This window comes from Limnothrix redekei LRLZ20PSL1, from assembly GCF_043235035.1.
In the GTDB taxonomy this organism is placed as follows: Bacteria; Cyanobacteriota; Cyanobacteriia; order CACIAM-69d; family CACIAM-69d; genus CACIAM-69d.
In genome coordinates this window covers 42250-60967 of sequence record NZ_JAZAQF010000021.1, presented here as the reverse complement: position 1 = coordinate 60967, position 18718 = coordinate 42250, and the positions used below count along the sequence as shown (strand labels likewise).

13 protein-coding genes are annotated in these 18718 nt (G+C 54.8%); 9 read left to right on the top strand and 4 right to left on the bottom strand.

The window, feature by feature from the left end; genetic code table 11:
* Nucleotides 1-152: 152 nt before the first annotated feature.
* The 3 genes from VPK24_RS03810 to VPK24_RS03800 form a co-directional block, all read right to left on the bottom strand.
* Nucleotides 153-536, bottom strand: coding sequence for a hypothetical protein (locus VPK24_RS03810; RefSeq protein ID WP_393010818.1), 384 nt, complete (start codon nt 534-536; stop codon nt 153-155).
* A gap of 194 nt (nt 537-730) precedes the next feature.
* Nucleotides 731-1657 (bottom strand): LysR family transcriptional regulator, encoded by a 927-nt coding sequence (locus VPK24_RS03805; RefSeq protein ID WP_393010817.1) that lies wholly within the window; start codon nt 1655-1657, stop codon nt 731-733.
* A 241-nt stretch (nt 1658-1898) separates the two neighbouring features.
* A complete protein-coding gene (locus VPK24_RS03800; RefSeq protein WP_393010816.1) occupies nt 1899-2996 on the bottom strand; it encodes an aromatic ring-hydroxylating dioxygenase subunit alpha in 1098 nt (365 codons plus the stop codon).
* Nucleotides 2997-3435: 439 nt separating this feature from the next.
* Between VPK24_RS03800 and VPK24_RS03795 the strand changes: the two genes are divergently transcribed.
* The 5 genes from VPK24_RS03795 (at nt 3436) to gloA (ending at nt 11366) form a co-directional block, all read left to right on the top strand.
* Nucleotides 3436-3999, top strand: coding sequence for a hypothetical protein (locus VPK24_RS03795; protein ID WP_393010815.1), 564 nt, complete (start codon nt 3436-3438; stop codon nt 3997-3999).
* 88 nt (nt 4000-4087) lie between these two features.
* A complete protein-coding gene (gene recG, locus VPK24_RS03790) occupies nt 4088-6571 on the top strand; it encodes an ATP-dependent DNA helicase RecG (protein WP_393010814.1) in 2484 nt (827 codons plus the stop codon).
* Between the two features lie 588 nt (nt 6572-7159).
* The gene (locus VPK24_RS03785; RefSeq protein WP_190525921.1) at nt 7160-7624 is read left to right on the top strand and encodes a tRNA (cytidine(34)-2'-O)-methyltransferase; all 465 of its coding nucleotides are present in this window, start codon (nt 7160-7162) and stop codon (nt 7622-7624) included.
* A gap of 994 nt (nt 7625-8618) precedes the next feature.
* Nucleotides 8619-10643, top strand: a complete 2025-nt coding sequence (locus tag VPK24_RS03780; RefSeq protein ID WP_393010813.1) for a LysM peptidoglycan-binding domain-containing M23 family metallopeptidase — start codon at nt 8619-8621, stop codon at nt 10641-10643.
* Nucleotides 10644-10937: 294 nt separating this feature from the next.
* Entirely contained in the window at nt 10938-11366 is a 429-nt protein-coding gene (gloA, locus tag VPK24_RS03775; RefSeq protein WP_099533404.1) for a lactoylglutathione lyase, read from the top strand.
* Between the two features lie 75 nt (nt 11367-11441).
* Here the strand turns inward: gloA and VPK24_RS03770 are convergent, their stop codons facing one another.
* On the bottom strand, nt 11442-11792 hold the full coding sequence (locus VPK24_RS03770; protein ID WP_190525925.1) for a histidine triad nucleotide-binding protein: 351 nt from the start codon (nt 11790-11792) through the stop codon (nt 11442-11444).
* A gap of 728 nt (nt 11793-12520) precedes the next feature.
* Here VPK24_RS03770 and rpaB point away from each other — a divergent pair.
* From rpaB to VPK24_RS03750, 4 genes are all read left to right on the top strand, one after another.
* A complete protein-coding gene (rpaB, locus tag VPK24_RS03765) occupies nt 12521-13294 on the top strand; it encodes a response regulator transcription factor RpaB (protein WP_099533402.1) in 774 nt (257 codons plus the stop codon).
* Between the two features lie 299 nt (nt 13295-13593).
* Nucleotides 13594-14967, top strand: coding sequence for a glutathione-disulfide reductase (gene gor / locus VPK24_RS03760; protein WP_393010812.1), 1374 nt, complete (start codon nt 13594-13596; stop codon nt 14965-14967).
* A gap of 392 nt (nt 14968-15359) precedes the next feature.
* A complete protein-coding gene (locus tag VPK24_RS03755) occupies nt 15360-16016 on the top strand; it encodes a DUF3386 domain-containing protein (protein ID WP_393010811.1) in 657 nt (218 codons plus the stop codon).
* Nucleotides 16017-16402: 386 nt separating this feature from the next.
* Entirely contained in the window at nt 16403-18664 is a 2262-nt protein-coding gene (locus VPK24_RS03750) for a glycoside hydrolase (protein WP_393010810.1), read from the top strand.
* The last annotated feature ends 54 nt before the right edge of the window (nt 18665-18718 follow it).

Sequence of the window (18718 nt, the reverse complement as noted above, 5' to 3'; positions counted from 1 at the left end):
ATTAGCACCTCTAGAGAAACTGAGGAGCCTGTGATTGGGTAATGTTAATGTCCAATCTCGGGTATTTTTGGCCACATCGCCAGTCACGTTGACCGATCGCCCCGGTGATTTAACTCGGATCGACGAAGGCTCGCAGATGAACCATGAATTGGCTATTGCTTGGGTGTAGATCGGTTGATGCGAGATTGAAGTTTTGTGAATTGTTGAATTAGGGAGAGCACCCAGGTGATTTTCTGAAGATTCGCTTCGAGGGCCGGTTCAAAGGCCCGGTAGGTTTGGCGAAATCCATAGATGCCGCGCTGGCCGATCGTGATGTTTTGCGGCGCATTGCCCAGGACGGCATGGGTGCTGCGGGCGGCGGATTCCAGGCCCTGAGCGGTGTTCCGAAGGGTGCGCCGTAGTTGCCACAGTTGCCAAGCCAGCCACAGCAGGCTGATCGAGAGGAGTCCATCAATTCCCACAACAGCCCACAGGCCGATCGCGCTGGGAACCGAAGGCACTGTGCCCACAACAGGCTGAAGGAGGAGCAAAACCATGGTGGCCAAGGGCGATCGGGACCAAAAACAGCAGTTTCCCGTAGGCTAGCACGGGCGACAGGGACGATCGCGCCTTGTGTTTGCTTTGCTCAAGTCCCCGTCAAGTCCCCGGTCGATCGAGGAAAGATAACGGGTTCATCGCTGCTCATCAGCGGTCTTTGCAAAACGCACGAGTCCAGGCCGATCGCCCGTGTTCACTTGGCCAATGGGCGGTTGGGGAGCAAGGCTTGTTGATGGAGGGTGGCTTGCACCAACTGTCGGAAATAGCTGATGGGTTGTAATTGCAGTCGATCGCGCGTGGTCACCAACACCACTTCCCGCTCGATCGATGGATCCGCCAGCGGTAACACTCGCAAACCTGGATCCTCCTTTGCCTCCAGCACGGCCGACTCTGGCAAAAGGGCCACGCATTTTCCCTGGCGGACAACTCCCCGAAAGGCATCGAGGGTGTTCAACTCCAAGGCAACCCGCAGGGTAATTCCCTCGCGGGCAAACTGTTCCTGCACCAACCGCTGCATTCCGTAGCCATCCTTGAACACGACGTGGGGATATTCCCCCAGATCCAGCCAGGACACTTGCCCATGGTTGGCGAGGGGATGGGATGCGCTGACAAGGGCCACCACGGGTTCCTTATAGAGGGAATCCACCACCCAATCGGTGTTATTGGTCAAAAACCGGTTATTCATGACCACGGCCACATCAACTAGCCCATCGCGCAACACCTTGAGCGATCGATCGCTGCCCAAGGCCGTCACCCGTAACTGCACTTGGGGATAGGTTTGGATAAAGTCCTGCAAAATGGCGGGCAGTCGGTAGGCGCAAACAGAGTGAATGGCGGCGATGCAGAGTTCCGGTTGTTGCCCTTCGCGCAGGTTGGCGATCGCCCGATTTGCCAAGTCCCACTCCTGCACCATTCGGCGGGCGTGGGGTAACAGTTGGTTGCCAGCAAGAGTGAGCTGGATGGGGGTGCTGCGACGAATCAGGGCTAGCCCCAGGGTAGACTCCAGGCTCTGAAGTTGGCGGCTGATGGTGGATTGGGTGACTCCGCAACGCTTAGCGGCGGCCTGGAAACTACCGGTATCCGCGATCGCGAGGAAGGCCTGTAACTGTTCGAGTCGCATGAGCTGGGGCAAGCAAGGAACCCAAGGGCGCGATCGGGGACGTTAGGAAAACAATCCGCATCAAGACCCGATCGCGGCCTAAGCCAGCAAACTTTGCCATAGTTCCCCGTTTCCTTGCGCGATCGCCCTGAACATTGCGCGATTCCGGCCCATGCTGTTTTTGAATGATGGGTTAATCAACGGTCGATTAATTACGGTTAATTACGCCTGATTACGCCTAATCACTCCCACTCACTCCTAATCATTCATGGGCCAGCCCAGCGGTGGTTGATTGACCCCGCGATCGAATGAGGCGCTGCACTGCCGCGATCGCGGGATTCAGTTCTGGCCCCTTGCGGTGAGGATCCGCTTCAAACGATCGCTGCTCCTGCTCAATCATCAACACATCTTGCTCCACCAACCCTTCCAGCAACTTGGCCGCCGCATTAAACATCCGATCTTTCACCCACTGGCGGAATCCCACCGGCAACTGATGCAACCGCCCAAAGGCGTGAAGGGAGGTGAAATGCACCAAATAGGCCCGGGTACGGGTGGCGCTGACAGGACAAAACAGGCAATAAATCTTGAACTCTTGGCCCAAGCTAGAAGCCCAGTGGGGATAGACATAGCTCACCCGGAGCGGTTCCGGGTGTAGTTTGCGCATGGCGGGGATAAACAGTTGCGCCACCGCCCAAATTTTGTCAATTCGGTAGTAGCTTTGGGCTTCGTAGAGAGCATCGACTCGATCGGGTGATTCGGTGAGCTGCTCCAACTTTGCGGAAGCCCAAGCCTGGTAGTCCTGATGCAAATGCCCATGGTACATATCCATCAGGTTTTCGATCAGAAAAGAAAAATGCCCCTGACAATCGATCGTGGTCATGGAAGCGATGTAGTTTAAATGGCTCCATTCCGGCAATCCCATCGGTTTCGGCAGCACCTGTCCCGGTTGCAATTCCCCTGGCCATAGCCAAATGAACCCATCCAATTCCCGCACCGGGTAGGTACGAATTCGGCAAGTGGGCAGCTTTTGGTTATCTCCCAGGTAGGGCACATCTACGCAGGCCCCAGCATGGTCGAACTGCCAACCGTGGTACATACACTCGATCCGATCGCCCACCACGCGCCCATCCGACAACTTCACCAGTCGGTGGGGACAGCAATCCTCTAGGGCTTGCACTTGCCCTTGGGTGTCGCGGTAAAGCACAATTGCCCGCCCCCAAAGTTCCACGCCCAGCGGCTGGCGAGTGACTTCCCGATCGCTCGCCACCACATACCAATGGTTGGGGTCGATGCCGGTTGCGCGTAGGGGCACTGTCTTGGCTGGTTGAGCAGTCGTGGGGGTGGCAGTTTCAGGAGACATAGGCAGCTCAGACGAGTAAGCAGGCGATTAGTGCGTTGGTCAACAATTTCAACCGTACCAAATTCATCAAGAAAGACCAAATTTTTGATTGGAGTACAATCAAGACATTCTTGAAAGGGGTTGGTAACCACCGAGAATATTGCTTTGTTTTAAAAATGTCCATGACTTTCAGAAAGTCAAGGAAATGTTATTGAGCTTTAGATATTTTTGTTAAATGACTATGGCTCTATTGTTTGTTAAAGCTATAATTATGGATGATTCATGGACGAAAGTAATTTTTAAAATTCTGAATAATCTCGAATAATTTAAAAAAATATCTTAACAAAATTTAGCTCAATAATTTCAATCAAAGTTGCGATTTTTCTCTACAAATCTCTCTGTGCTTGATCTTAAAAATATTCAATTCACGAAAATAATTCAATTCTCTAGTGGAGGTGTTATGAGCAGTGGTAATGAAAAATTGGGCTTGCTAACTCAGATTATTTTAGCAATAATCACGTTCCTTGGTATTGTCATTACTTCGGTTTTAGGCAATTGGGATAAGCTTTTTGGAGATGGAAGTGTTGCCACGCCATCTCCCACATCCTCAGTGAAAGCTAATATTGCTGTGACACCAACTCCTTCGATCTCTACGATCAATCATGGATCTAAGGAGTCGTTAATTGACAGTACGATCTATATCCATATTTCTTCAGAGAAGCAACGCAACGATGCAACGGCCCTCATGAGTAAGTTAAGGGATGATGGGGCATCGGTTTTGAGGGTAAGCAATTTGGTTGTGGATCAAGTTGTTCCGCCAGAGAAAATTCAGAATTATTTTCCCCAGTCAGAAATTCAAGTGCGATTCTTTTATGAAGAAGATATGGCGAAGGCGAAGCGGATTAAAAATTTAGTCAACCAAGGCGCATGGAGTGATATTCAGCTCATTCCTTTACTCAAGTTGTTAGATAAAGAGCCGCCGGGGACTCTGGAAATTTGGTATCCAGCTTCTCAACCTGAATAATTTCCCGCAAAATACGTTCGTTGGAACTTTCGTTGGAACTACTGTTGGCACGACGGACAACAGACACTCGATCGCCCTAGCTCTCACCTTGTCTGATCTACCCGACTGGATTCGTTTGCAAAAGGCCCTGGCTGTGGAAGCGGAACGGGGCTTTGGGGATTTGGCTGGGCGGGAATATCGATTCAGTGAATTTTTGTGTCTGCAGTTTGGCCGGCCGCCCCAAGGATTGTCTGCGAGCGATCGACGGCGGTGGCGAGAAACAGCGGCCCAGTTTGCGGAATATCCCCATTTGGACTTGGCCCAACGCAAGCGGATTGTGGTGAACACGCGGCAGTTTTTGCACCAGGTGCAGCGTGCCTGCGAGGGGGCGATCGCCGAGGCCGCGGCTCCAGAGGCGGCCCCCCGATCGCCCAAGCGCCCAAAAACCAAGGATTTGAACCAACTGCAACCGGCAACCATTGCCCGATCGCTGACTTTGGATCTGCCCCTGTCGCAGGTGCGGGCGATCGGGACGCGATCGGGGGGGCGGTTGGCCAAGTTGGGGCTGTTGACGGTGCAGGATTTGCTGTGCCATTACCCTCGCGACTATATCGATTACGCCCGCCAGGTGAATATCCGCGACTTGGAAGGGGGCGAAACAGTGACGATTGTGGGGACGGTCAAGCGCTGTAATTGCTTCACCAGCCCCAAAAACTCAAAGCTCACGATTTTTGAACTGATTCTGCGCGATCGCACGGGCCAAGTGCGAATTAGCAAGTTTTTTGCAGGAACCCGCTTTAGTTCGATCGCCTGGCAGAAGAGCCAACAGAGTCTTTACTCCTCGGGCACACTGGTGGCCGCGTCCGGCCTGGTGAAGCAAGATAAATACGGCATTACGCTCGACAATCCCGATTTGGAAGTAATCGACAGCGCCGACGGGACGATCGCCTCCTTAACGGTGGGGCGGGTCGTGCCGGTCTATGCTCTCACGGAAGGGGTGACGGCGGATTTGGTGCGGCGATCGGTCTTGGCTGTGTTGCCTGCCGCCAGCCAAGTGCCGGAAGCCTTGCCCCGTACCTTTCGTGAACGCTACAACCTGATCAAAATTGCCGACGCGATCGCCCAAGTGCATTTTCCCGCCGACGATGATCAGTTGGCGGCGGCCCGACGGCGGTTGATTTTCGATGAATTTTTCTACCTCCAGTTGGGATTGCTCCAGCGGCGATCGCAGCAAAAACGCCAGGAAACCAGCGTGGTGTTGGCCACCACCGGCCCTCTGATTGACCAATTTCACCAGGTGTTGCCCTTTGAACTGACCGGGGCCCAAAAGCGCGTGGTGGGCGAAATTCTGGAAGATTTACAACGGCCCACCCCCATGAACCGTCTGGTGCAAGGGGATGTGGGATCCGGAAAAACCGTCGTGGCCGTGATCACCATCCTGGCGGCCATCCAAGCGGGCTACCAGGCGGCCCTGATGGCTCCCACGGAAGTGCTGGCGGAGCAACATTACCGAAAAATTGTGGGTTGGTTTAACCTGTTGCACTTGCCTGTGGAGTTGCTGACGGGTTCAACGGGAGCTAAAAAACGGCGCGCCATCCATGCCCAATTGCAAACGGGAGAGTTGCCCTTGTTGGTGGGAACCCATGCCCTGATCCAAGACAAGGTGGAATTTTCCCGTTTGGGCCTGGCGGTGATTGATGAGCAGCACCGGTTTGGGGTGCAACAGCGGGCCAAGCTGCAACAAAAGGGATTTCAGCCCCATGTGTTGACCATGACTGCCACGCCGATTCCGCGCACCTTGGCACTGACGATCCATGGGGATTTGGATGTGAGTCAGATTGACGAGTTGCCGCCCGGTCGGCAGGCGATTCAAACCACGGTGCTGCGATCGGGTGATCGCCCGGCGGCCCATGACCTGATGCGCCGAGAAATTGCCCAAGGTCGCCAGGTTTACGTGGTGTTGCCGCTGGTGGAGGAGTCGGAAAAGCTCGATTTAAAATCCGCGATCGAGGAATATCAATACCTCTCTGAGGTGGTGTTTCCAGAGTTTCAGGTGGGTTTGCTCCATGGGCGCATGGGTTCGGCCGATAAAGACCGGGCGATCGAGCAATTTCGGCAAAACCAAACCCAAATTTTGGTGTCCACCACGGTGATTGAAGTGGGGGTGGATGTGCCCAACGCCACGGTGATGGTGATTGAACATGCAGAGCGCTTTGGCTTGTCTCAGTTACACCAGTTGCGCGGTCGGGTGGGGCGGGGGGCAGCTCAGTCTTTTTGTTTGTTGATGAACACCAGCAAAAGCCCGGAAGCCAGCCAGCGGCTAGAGGTGTTGGCCCAATCTCAGGATGGCTTTTTTATTTCAGAAATGGATATGCGGTTTCGTGGCCCCGGTGAAGTGTTGGGCACGCGCCAATCGGGTTTGCCGGATTTTGCCCTGGCCAGCTTGGTAGACGATCGCGATGTGTTGAACTTGGCGCGATCGGCCGCTGAGGATTTGATCAACACCGACCCAGATTTGGCAAACCATCCTCGAATTGCCGCCGAACTGGGCTATCGGTATCGCAAGCTATTGGGGGGTATGATTTTGACCTAGGCGACTTGGCAGCGGCGATCAAAATGTGCCCCACCGCTCAAAGCCCATAAAGCCCGACCTTTCAGGATACCGAGTCATGCGAGGTGCTGTGGATCGCCGTGGGACGGTGCGGCGTGTTTGTCGGCATCTCTGTACACATCCATATATATGTATTGTCGAACACAGCTGTTGGGCCGGCTCAAGTGGGCCCGCTCAAGGGGCGATCGCGGGTTGTCGTTCGTGGCAGCGGGCCGGGGCCCTGATCCAATCGAGGTTGGACGGGCAAAACAGGGTTGGCCGGGGCTGCTGTTTTCCTGGGGAAGTTTCCTTGGGAATTCCTGGGGGGCGATCTTGATCGATTCACGATTGATTATGTTTTTCAATCGCAATTAATGATTGATAATTGTGATATTTAGCGAGTTTTAAATTATTTTTGATAATCAATCGAGATTCCCGGTCAGTGATTAAAAAAATCTATAGTTGTCAGCTTCCCGGAGCGGGCGAATCAGGATGAAAAATCTTGGTTCGTTTGACGATCTCAATTTAGCGGTTTGGGGTGAATTTCCCTAAAATACCGTCGTCTCAGTTCCTCAGTCGCCAAGAAATTCCATGCAACCACAAATTGTGCTGGTTAATCCTCAAATTCCGCCCAATACGGGCAATATTGCCCGTACCTGTGCTGCCACCGGTACGGAACTGCACCTGGTGGGCCCTTTGGGCTTTGAAATTACCGATCGCTACCTCAAACGGGCTGGGCTGGACTACTGGCCGTTTGTCAAGCTTCGCTATCACGCCGATTGGCCGGCATTTGCCGAATTTCACCGCTCAATCGGGGGACGACTGATTGGATTTTCCAGCGGTGGCAGCACGTCCTATCACCACATCGCCTACGCCCCTACGGATTGGCTGTTGTTTGGCAGCGAAACGGAGGGGTTACCGACTTCGGTGCTGGAAATTTGTGACCTGATTGCTCGTATTCCCATGAACTGCGCAGGTGTTCGTAGCCTGAACCTATCGTCAAGCACCGCGATCGGGCTGTTTGAGGCTCGGCGGCAGTTGGGATTGCTGGGGTGAGTCCTGTTGCGAGTACAGGCGCTGGGTATGGAGAGGCTGAGGGTTAATGAGCAACAGGGATGGTCTCGGGATGGCGATCACCTGGGATTGGCGCATCTTACCCAGCGCTAACGGGGCCGATGGATAGCCAATTGCCTGATTTGACCTTCCAGGCAGATGGGAGCCGATCGCGATCGCCCGTCAGAGACCAATAGAGTCGGTTAAGGCGGGTTCTGACTCCCGATCGCCGCTTGATCGCAACCTAACCATGGCTGGGCCGTGATTGCTTAGGTTCAGTCAGCCCTTCACCCCTGAGGGGCGATCGACGTGGCGGGACTTTCGCGCCTTGGTAGGGGCGATTGGAAGTCTGATTAATAAGAAAATCCTATTGATGAATCGTCCGAATTTTGCAGCGAATTTTACATTTTTTTTAATTCATCAGCCTCTAAAACGACATATTCCCCCCTTGGAAATCTTGACTAGGCAATCCAAGACACAGCGTAGGATGACGGTGATCCTGACCTATCGGCTAAGTCTTGAAAGGGAGATAATCCGATCCTCGTTGTCAATGGCTTGATCGCCTGAAAGTCTGTCTGGAAAAGAATTTTGGAAAAATGATGATCAAATAAGGGGCGCAATCCTGAACGGCAAAACATCATCGGAAGTTCCAATATTCATCAAGAAAACAAATACCGAAACTGTCACAAATCAGTTGCCAATCTGGTTAAACTTGCCTAAACCACAAAAGCAGGGTAGTCTTGCCTAAGCCTTAACTCGTATTAAGACCCCGGTCTAACCGAGCTTATCGCTGGCCGCCGCGTCGCACCTGAGCGGTGATCTAGCCATCCAAGGCGCTTGGGACGGCAAGGCTGATTCAATCGCAGTCCAATGGGCAATCAACGATTGAGCACCCCGCCCCCGACCAGAGTCGAGGCGAGTTCTGTGGTTTACCAGCCCAAGGCTTGCTGACTGCTGAGTTGCCAGCGCCCCAATGACCAACAATCCACATCGTGCGATGACCGAACAGTACCAACAAGCTCCCACGGAGACTAGTCGGAAGACCCGCGCCTCGATCGCGACGCTAGGGTTGGCAATCTCAATGGGTGCAACAGGGTTGCTGTTGCCCCGCCAAGGCGACCACGCGATTGCGGCAGAACCCAACCAGGCTCCGTCCCTCAGTAGCCAAACCGTGGCGGCGGCCACCAGCAAGACCCATACGGTTCAAGCCAACGACACGATCGCGACCATTGCCCGCCAATACGATGTTGCGCCTGAAGCCCTGGCGGCGGCGAACCACCTGTCGATTGATGCTGTCCTGAGCGCTGGTCAACAACTCACCATTCCAGCCCGCAGCATTCCCCAACGCACCGTTGTCAGCGCGATCGAGCCAATCACCGCCGAAGTGGAAACGGCGACCTTGAGCGCGCCCACCGTCGAAACGAGTCAGACAACGGCTGAAGCGAATTCCGAGCAATTTTCTGCCCCCCTGGCTGACGGCGAAAGCGAAGCCAACGGCCAGCCCACAGCAATCACCCTTGATCGCAGCCGGATCCCAGCCCTCCCGGAAAACCAGGTTGAAGCGGCTGCGGTTGCCCCTGAAGCGGCGGTTGTGATTGATGCTTCGGCCACTGCAGCCGAGTCGCCTAGCGCCAACAGTCCTGCTGTGACTGAAGTTCCCTTCGCGGAAGCCCCTTCTTCGCCCAACACGATCGACCTGCTGGCCGATGCCGCTGCTATACGGAGCATTGATCGCTTGCAGGCCCAGAGCGAGCGACTGAGCCAAGCACTGCAATCGCTGGCGGCGAACACCGGAAACCTCCTGGGTTCCACCACCGAGGCGATCGAGCTGCTGGCCCTGGAACCGCAACCAACCACTGAATCAGCAGAGAGTCCCACGACCCAGCGCACCGAAGAGACCGTTGCACTGCAACCGGCGACTACGGCTGAGCGTGCTTCTGCAGATGCGGTGACCCCCACTGCCAACGACTTGGTGGTTAGCATCCCCACCGCCGCTGACTATCGGCTCACGGCCGTTGCGGTTCCCACGCAGCGCCTCGATCGCCCGGCTGTGCCCGTGAGTGCCGCGGCCGCCCGGACAGTTGCAACGGAAGAAGCCGGCGGTGGTGCTGTCAATCTTCTGAGCCATGCCGCCACTGCTCAATCCCTGGCTGGCGCTACCGACGTGCCCACTGCCAGCAGCCGCCTCCAGCAGGGGACAGCCAGCAGCGACTTAGCCAGCCCACGCTATAGCCCCTACATTGACGGTTTGCGAGCTGAAATCCAGACCTTGCAAGCCCGCTACCAAAACCAAACCGGCGAGTCGAGCCGCAGCGGTGCAATCAGCCTGTTGGCTCCGGCCGCCGCCACCGCCGTGGCCGCCAGCCAAGCCAGCACCGTGACCAATCAGGCGGCAACCGTAGCTGTGCAGCCGCCTTCTGCGCCCTTGAGCGATCGCCCGCTGGCTCTGAGCCAACCGATGCCAGAGGCGGATCCGCGCCGCAGCCAACTGATTGCAGCCGCTTCCGAACCGCTGAACGCCCGTAATCCCCGCGTGCAAACGCTGCTCAATGCCAGTGTTTCGCCACAACTGCCGCCCCTGTCGGATCCCTCGGCTTATTTACCGGGCGCACAGCCCCAGACCATGCGCGGCTACATCTGGCCGAGCCAAGGCATTCTAACCTCGGGCTATGGCTGGCGCTGGGGTCGGATGCACCGAGGTATTGATATTGCTGCCCCTGTGGGTACGCCGGTTGTGGCGGCGGCTGACGGTGTGGTGGCAACCTCTGGTTGGGATAGCGGCGGCTACGGTAACAAGGTGGATATCCGTCACCCGGATGGTAGCCTGACTCGCTACGCCCACAATAGTCGCCTCTTGGTGCGTGCTGGTCAAACCGTCCGCCAAGGCCAATTGATTGCAGAAATGGGCAGCACTGGCCGCAGCACTGGCCCCCACCTACATTTTGAAATTCGCCCGTCGGGCAAAGGTGCAGTGAACCCGATGGCCTTCTTGCCGAGCGGCGGACTACGGGCAGCTCGTTAAGCCAACTGACGCTCTAATCCCTGCTTAGGTTCCCCTAAAGTAAACCCGTGCTGGACGCGATCGCCGCATCCGGCATGGGTTTTTTAGTTGGCATCTTTAGTTGACATTTTGAGTTGACATCAATTTTGGGTATTTGGGGTGAGTCTTGCTGGAGGTGCTTCTGGGGAACTGGTTTAAGCTTTCGAGTTTAAACTGAAAAGCACTGTCCCTAACGGGCCATGCATCAGACTGACCTTGTTAGTGACTTTGCTTGTTCGCGGCTTTGTCAGATCGAACCGTTTGCGGGAGAAAACCATGCGACTACTTCACACCATGCTGCGGGTGGGCGATTTGCAGCGATCGCTCGATTTCTATTGCAATGTGTTGGGGATGAAACTCTTGCGCCAAAAGGATTATCCCGATGGCAAGTTCACGCTGGCCTTTGTGGGCTATGGGGACGAGTCAGAAACAGCCGTCATTGAGCTAACCCACAACTGGGGCGTGGAGTCCTACGAACTCGGGACGGCCTACGGTCACATTGCTCTGGGGGTAGATGATATCTATGCCACCTGCGAGGAAATCACGACGCGGGGCGGGCGAGTGACCCGCGCCCCCGGCCCCATGAAACATGGCTCGACGGTGATTGCCTTTGTGGAAGATCCAGACGGCTACAAGGTGGAACTCATTCAGCTCAAAAATCAGGATGCTGCCCCATCGCCATCCTTAGCAACGGCGGCTTCTTAAGTGTGGGTGGTGCAGACGGAGTGCGGGGCCCGTTGAAAGTACCCGGGCCCCGCGCGGCAGGCGGTTAGGAGTCCATCAACCCGGCGGCCAGGCGAGTGATCGCCCACCCAGCACATGGAAGTGCAGATGAAAAACCGTTTGTCCGCCATCTTCGCCGGTGTTGGCCACCACGCGATAGCCCTGATCCAGGCCTTCCTGTTGGGCAACTTTTTGGATCACAAGCATCAAATGCCCCAACAGGGCTTGGTCTTCCGCCGTGGCCGCCGCCAAATTCTCGATCGGCTTTTTAGGAATCACCAACAGGTGGACGGGGGCTTGCGGATTCACATCCCGAAAAGCCAAGGCCAAGTCGTCTTCATACACGATCGCGGCGGGAATTTCGCGGCGGATGATTTTGCCAAAGATGGTGTCGCCACCGACAGTCATGGGAATAGGCTCCTTCAGAATGCAGAAATGATGCAGAAATTGGAAACATGAAAGCGTGGGTGTACGAGCAACCCTGGTGCTGGGAACAGCTCGCCGGCCGGGCGATCGAGTAGACTCTAGCACTCTGCCATGGGTTCGATGACGTTTCGATCGCCCCCCCGATTGGGTTGCGTTTCAGAATAGATCTGAAGGCCGATCGCGCTGGCTGCCGCCGTGAGCCAAGATGACGAGCCAAGATCACGGATCCCGATCAAGGGGGGCAATGAATCAACCGTTGCGGTCAATCCTCAGATTTCTTTAAGATTTGCGGCGAAAACGTTACATCTGGTAATATTCAGGTGAGCGAGAATCCTTAGCCCATCAACACCTTGGCCCACTGTCGGCCAATGCAACTGACTGGAATTGATCACAACTCATTGAGATCAATCCCCTAAACCGTCTGTTACTGGTGACCTGTCAATCCATTGGGTTGAAGGGCGATTGCGTTCAGACCGCACCGTATTTGACAGACGTGCATTCACGTTTCTTAATTTTTCTTTGGCGACTGAATGACACCATTCAACCGTCGAAGCCCCTTCTCCGTTGATTGCTGAAGTGTTCATCAATCGGCTGTAATCGACTGATTTTGCTCGGATTGTTTTGACACAATTCATAAGTCAAAATGACCAGCAAAATAATCAGCCAAAGTTGATGAATAACTGCAAGCTTTTTAAATGAAATCAACAAAAATGTTGGCAGAAAATTCCTTGCAGACGATCACAGAATCAGGGCGATCGCGCGGCAAAATCCTGATTGTCGATGATGAATCGGCATTGCGGATGATCCTGACTACGCGCCTTTCGCTGGCGGGGTATGAAGTCGTGTCGGCGGCGGATGGAGAGGAGGCCCTCGAGGTATTTGACCGCGAGGATCCCGATCTGGTGGTGTTAGATGTGATGATGCCGAAAATTGACGGCTATGGCGTTTGCCAAACCCTGCGCCAAAACTCCGATGTACCGATCATTATGTTGACGGCCTTGGGCGATGTGGGCGATCGAATCACTGGCTTACAGATGGGAGCCGATGATTATTTGGCTAAGCCTTTTTCCCCTAAAGAATTAGAGGCGCGAATTGCCTGTGTGCTGCGCCGGGTGAAGGACAAAACCACGCCGCCCCCGATCGGGAATGGCACGATTCAAATTGGTTCCCTGCGAGTAGATACCCGGAAGCGCCAGGTTTATCGCAGCGATCGGCGGATTCGTCTGACCCATACGGAATTCAGCCTGTTGGAATTGCTGTTTAGCCGCAATGGGGAAGCCGTGCCCCGGGGCGAAATTCTGCAAACCCTTTGGGGTTATGCCCCTCGGATCCAAGCGGACATGCGGGTGGTGGATGTGCATGTGGCGCGGCTGCGATCGAAACTGGAAGATGATCCGCGTAACCCGGAGATTATCTTGACGGTACGCGGCACGGGCTATGCGGCCCCTCGGATGACCGACAGTTCTGAGGCGATCGGGGCTTAAGGATGCGCCCAAAGGGATCTGCCTAAAAAATCTGCCCAAAAGAATCTGCTCAATCCATGGCTCATCGATGGTTAATCGGCCGAGGGCGCGGGGTCAGGGCATTTCATGATCATGCCATTTGCATGATCGTGCTTTGATCGCCTTTTTCGATCGCCTTCTTTAATCTCCTTTCTTGATCGCCTTGCTCCTTCTGGGTTGCTAGCTCGATCGCAATCCAGTGCGCCCGTTTGCGAGGTCGGTTGCTACGATCGAAGGGCGGGGCAAGCTCGATCGCTCCGGCTGGATCAGAAGGCAATATCATGACATTTGACTACGACCTCTTCGTTATTGGTGCAGGCTCCGGCGGGTTGGCCGCTTCCAAGCGAGCCGCCAGCTATGGCGCAAAAGTGGCGATCGCCGAAAGCGACCTCGTGGGTGGCACTTGCGTGATTCGCGGTTGCGTGCCCAAAAAACTCATGGTCTATGCATCCCAGTTTGCCCACTGGTACGAGGATGCCACGGGCTACGGTTGGTCAGCAGTGAAGCCAGAGCACGACTGGTCTAAGCTGATCAACGCGGTGCAGACGGAAGTGATGCGCCTTAACAAACTACACATCAGTTTTCTAGAAAAAGCGGGCGTAGAGCTGATTTCGGGTCTGGGGCGCTTTGTGGATGAGCACCGGCTTGAAATCATTAGCCCCAGCGGCACTCGCGAAGTAACCGCCCGCTACATCCTGATTGCCGTGGGTGGCGAAGCCGTGCGCCCAGATGTACCCGGCATTGAACATACGATCACCTCGCGGGAGATGTTCCTGCTGAAGGAGCGCCCCCAACGGTTTGTGGTCTTAGGCGGGGGCTATATCGGCGTGGAATTTGCTGGAATCCTCAAGGGCTTAGGCTCTGAGGTGACGCAGGTGTTGCGGGGCGATCGAATTCTGCGCGGCTTTGATAGTGACATTCGGGATCAAATCCAGCAAGCCATGGTCGATCGGGGCATTGCTGTGCACACCCACATCGATGTCGCCACCCTCCAAATTGAAAAAACCGATGCCGGTTTGCGAATGCAGTTCAAAACCGCCGATGGTGTGGCCCATGAGTTGATGGCCGATGCCATCCTGAGCGCCACAGGCCGCAAACCCAAGCCCCAAATTGAGCCGCTGAATCTGGAGCTTGCCGGGGTGGAAGTGGTGAATGGGGCGATCGCCGTGACCGCTGACCACTGCACCAACCAGCCCCACATTTACGCCGTGGGCGACTGCACCGATCGGGTCAATCTCACCCCCGTGGCGATCGCGGAAGGGCGCGCCTTTGCCGACACGGTATTTGGTCACCAGCCCCGCACCATCAGCCACCGCAACATTCCCTCCGCTGTATTTTCGCAACCGGAAGCCGCCACCGTGGGCATGACCGAAGAAGAAGCCCGGGCCGTTTATGGCGATCGGGTGAAAATCTACCGTGCTCGCTTCCGCCCAATGATCTACAGCCTGACCGATTGCACCGAAAAGGTGTTGGTCAAACTGGTGGTGGAAGGTGAAGACGAGCGCATTTTAGGCGTGCATATGGTGGGCAAAGATGCGGCGGAAATTATCCAAGGTATGGCTATTCCTGTGGTGATGGGGGCAACGAAGGCCGACTTCGATCGCACCATGGCCATTCATCCTTCCACCGCTGAAGAGTTCGTGACTTTGCGATAGATTGCCCAGAGCGATCGACCCATTCTTGATTAATGGATCATTGATTAATGGATCATTAACTCATGCGCAACTCATGATTGATGTGCGATGTATCGATGATCAATTCATCCATGGGTTGATCGTGCTTGATGCATTCATGAACAATCAGCAGCTTATGGCCAATTGGTTGGTAGTTGGTTTGCAGTTAATTTGCAGTTAATTTGCAATTGGTTTGCAATTCGTTCATGATCAAGATCACGATCAACGCAATCATGATCAACCCACGATCAATTCATCATCGATCGGTTAGCAACTCATTGGCGACTGATCAATGATTGGGTAATTGATTCGTGGTTGGTTTTCCCGATCGGTTCCCGATCATCACCTTCCAAACACCCTAACTCTGGATCGCTATGACCCTCGCTCAAGATCGCGCCCAAGAAACCAACGCTCGGGATTTGTTCCGGGCCGCCTACGAAAATCGCTATACCTGGGATGCTAACTTTCCGGGTTACACCGCCGATGTGGAACTGTGCCAAGGGGAAGAAAGCTATCGGGGATCCGTGGCAATCGCGGCTGATTTCAGCGTCAGCGTCACCGGTATTGATCATCCCGAAGTGTTGAAAACGTTGGAACATCAACTGCGCGATATTGTCACCCATCGTCAGCGCAGCAGCTTTGACAAAGCCCACGGCCAAAACGAATTTACCTTGGGAGCCACTGACGAAACGGGCGCGGTGGAGGTGTTGGTTTCTGGGAAATCCATGGGATCCAGCTACAAAGTGCGCGATCGGGAAATTTGCCATGTGGAGCGTCCCGTGGGCCCCATGAAATTCATCATCGACACCCAAGCAACGATGGATACCGGTGAAGGCTATTTGCCCACCTTGACCGATGCCAACTTCTATAAGCTGCCGGAAAACCAACTGGTGAAGCAGGTGCGCTATGAAGACACCCACGAACGGGTGGGCAATTATGTTTTGATGAGTTCTCAAACCATTCGGGTCAAGGAAGGAGACCAAGAAATCGTCACAACCATGACGTTCTCCAACTTGAAATTGCAAGGATAAACCGGATTAAACTTTTTCTTGACTATTTCTGGTCAATGTCTGTTGCTAGTGATTGTCTAGTTGATGACTGGTTGATTGCTAGTTAATTACGAGTTAATTGCGAGTTAATTACTGGCGATTTTCTAACTGCTTGCTAATTACTGACTCATTACGGGTTGGTCATTGGCTAACGATCGAATAACCAGAATAACCACTGACCAATCATTTGACCAATTATTAGTCAACGGCGCGGGTGGAATTTTTCCGCCCGCGTTTTGTTGTGCATGACATTGTGAACAACATCAAGCGTGAATGGCATCAAGGATGAATCACAAGGGCCCTCAGCCATTGCTCCGGGAATTGACCTCGCGCCTAGAATGGGAGAAAGATTGGTTCGATCGCCCCCTATGCCTTACCCGCTGCACGTTGCCTTTGTTTGGCATCAACATCAGCCCCTCTACAAAAGCCGTGGCAACCTGGCCGAAACAGCCTTGGCAGACGTGCCCCAACAGTCAGAAGAAGCGCAATATCGACTGCCTTGGGTGCGGTTGCATGGCACCAAGGACTATCTCGATTTGATTTTGATGTTGGAACGGTTTCCTCGGTTGCGTCAAACCGTGAACTTGGTTCCCTCTTTGATGTTGCAAATTGAAGATTATGTGGCGGGCCGGGCGATCGACCCCTACTTGGCCTTGGCGCTCACCCCTGCTGAGCAACTGCAGCCGACACAAAAGCGCTTTGTGCTGGAGCATTTTTTTGATGGCAACCACCGTACTTTGGTGGATCCCCATCCTCGCTATTGCCAATTGTTTGAACAACGCAACGATCTGGGAATTCCTTGGTGTTTAGACCATTGGAAACCCGAGGATTTTGGGGATCTGTTGGCTTGGCATAACCTGGCTTGGATTGATCCGCTGTTTTGGGATGATCCAGAAATTGCCCGTTGGTTAGAACGGGGCAAGGATTTTTCGCTCACCGATCGCCAGGAAATTTGGGCCAAGCAACGGGAAATTTTGGCGCGAATTATTCCCACGCACCGATCGATGCAAGAGTCGGGCCAGTTGGAAGTGACTACCACGCCCTACACCCATCCCATTTTGCCCCTGTTGGCCGATACGGACGCGGGCCGGGTGGCCATTCCCCAAATGCAACTGCCCGCGAGCCGGTTCCAGTGGGCGGAAGATATTCCCCGGCATCTGGAACGGGCCAAAACCATGTACCAAGAGCGATTTGGCCGTTTGCCTCGGGGGCTGTGGCCTTCGGAGCAGTCCGTGAGTCCGGCAATGTTGCCCGATGTGGCGGCGGCCGGTTTCCAATGGTTAATTTCCGATGAGGCGGTGTTGGGCTGGACGATCGAGCATTTCTTCCACCGCGACGGATCTGGCAACGTTCTGGAGCCACAGTATCTTTACCAGCCCTATCGCCTAGCCACGGATCAAGGAGATTTGGCGATCGTCTTCCGTGACCACCGCCTTTCGGATCTGATTGGCTTTAGCTATGCGGGCATGGAACCCCAAAACGCTGCCCAAGACTTGATTGGCCATTTGGAAGCGATTACTCGGCAACTGAAGCAACGCCAAGGGGACGATCGCACCAGCCTAGAGCAGCCTTGGTTGGTGACCATTGCCCTGGATGGGGAAAACTGCTGGGAATATTACGATCGCGACGGGCTACCGTTCTTGGACGCGCTCTACAGCCGCCTCAGCCAGCATCCTGAAATTGAGCTGGTAACCGTGGGCGATTATCTCGATCGATTCCCGCCCCGCGAAACCCTGCCGGTCGATCGCCTGCACAGTGGCTCTTGGGTGGATGGCTCCTTTTCCACCTGGATTGGCGACCCGGCCAAAAACCGCGCCTGGGATTTGCTGACGGCGGCCCGCGAAACCCTGGCTCGCCACCCGGAAGCCACCGAAACCGCCAATCCGGCCGCTTGGGAAGCGCTTTATGCGGCGGAGGGTTCCGATTGGTTTTGGTGGTTTGGGTTTGGCCACTCGTCAAATCAAGATGCCATTTTCGATCGCCTGTTTCGGGAGCACCTGTGCGCCATTTACCAAGCCCTGAATGAACCCATTCCCCCGGAATTGTTGGAGCCGGTGGAAGTCCATGAAGCCACGGGCGATCGCACTCCCCAAAACTTCATTCACCCAATCATTGACGGCTGTGGCGACGATCAGGACTGGAACCAAGCGGGCCGAATTGCGGTGGGTGGATCCCGGGGCACGATGCACCAATCCAGCCCGATCCAAACCATTTGGTACGGGGTGGATCACCATCACTTTTATGTCCGGCTGGATTTCCAAACCGGCAAACAGCCCGATGAAATTCACCTGTGCTGGTTCTATCCCGATCGCCCCGCCCACAACAGTCCCGTGCCCCTGGCGCAATTGCCCGATTTGGCCCCGGCCAACTACCACTACCGCCATCACATTGGCCTGAAGCTGCCCACCAAAACCCTCTGGTTCTCGGAAGCGGCGGAATTCAACACCTGGCGGGCCCGACCCAGCCGCGCCCGCTTCGCTGTGGATAGCTGCTTGGAGTTGGCGGTTCCTTGGGATGATTTGCCTGTGGAGCCTGATTGGGGGCTGCGCCTAGCCCTGTTTGTGGCCCATCGGGGTGAATTTAGCGAAGTGTTACCCGGCGAGGACTTAATTCAAATGGGCGTGCCCTAGGAATAGTACCTGGAGCAATTGGAGCGATCGCCTGGTCAGCGCCCCCGATCGGCA

What these genes read in the sequence shown, in the direction of transcription:
- VPK24_RS03810 (WP_393010818.1), bottom strand. Translation starts at nt 536, where the DNA reads ATGGTTTTGCTCCTCCTTCAGCCTGTTGTGGGCACAGTGCCTTCGGTT.
- VPK24_RS03805 (WP_393010817.1), bottom strand. Translation starts at nt 1,657, where the DNA reads ATGCGACTCGAACAGTTACAGGCCTTCCTCGCGATCGCGGATACCGGT.
- VPK24_RS03800 (WP_393010816.1), bottom strand. Translation starts at nt 2,996, where the DNA reads ATGTCTCCTGAAACTGCCACCCCCACGACTGCTCAACCAGCCAAGACA.
- VPK24_RS03795 (WP_393010815.1), top strand. Translation starts at nt 3,436, where the DNA reads ATGAGCAGTGGTAATGAAAAATTGGGCTTGCTAACTCAGATTATTTTA.
- VPK24_RS03785 (WP_190525921.1), top strand. Translation starts at nt 7,160, where the DNA reads ATGCAACCACAAATTGTGCTGGTTAATCCTCAAATTCCGCCCAATACG.
- VPK24_RS03780 (WP_393010813.1), top strand. Translation starts at nt 8,619, where the DNA reads ATGACCGAACAGTACCAACAAGCTCCCACGGAGACTAGTCGGAAGACC.
- gloA (WP_099533404.1), top strand. Translation starts at nt 10,938, where the DNA reads ATGCGACTACTTCACACCATGCTGCGGGTGGGCGATTTGCAGCGATCG.
- VPK24_RS03770 (WP_190525925.1), bottom strand. Translation starts at nt 11,792, where the DNA reads ATGACTGTCGGTGGCGACACCATCTTTGGCAAAATCATCCGCCGCGAA.
- rpaB (WP_099533402.1), top strand. Translation starts at nt 12,521, where the DNA reads ATGTTGGCAGAAAATTCCTTGCAGACGATCACAGAATCAGGGCGATCG.
- gor (WP_393010812.1), top strand. Translation starts at nt 13,594, where the DNA reads ATGACATTTGACTACGACCTCTTCGTTATTGGTGCAGGCTCCGGCGGG.
- VPK24_RS03755 (WP_393010811.1), top strand. Translation starts at nt 15,360, where the DNA reads ATGACCCTCGCTCAAGATCGCGCCCAAGAAACCAACGCTCGGGATTTG.
- VPK24_RS03750 (WP_393010810.1), top strand. Translation starts at nt 16,403, where the DNA reads ATGCCTTACCCGCTGCACGTTGCCTTTGTTTGGCATCAACATCAGCCC.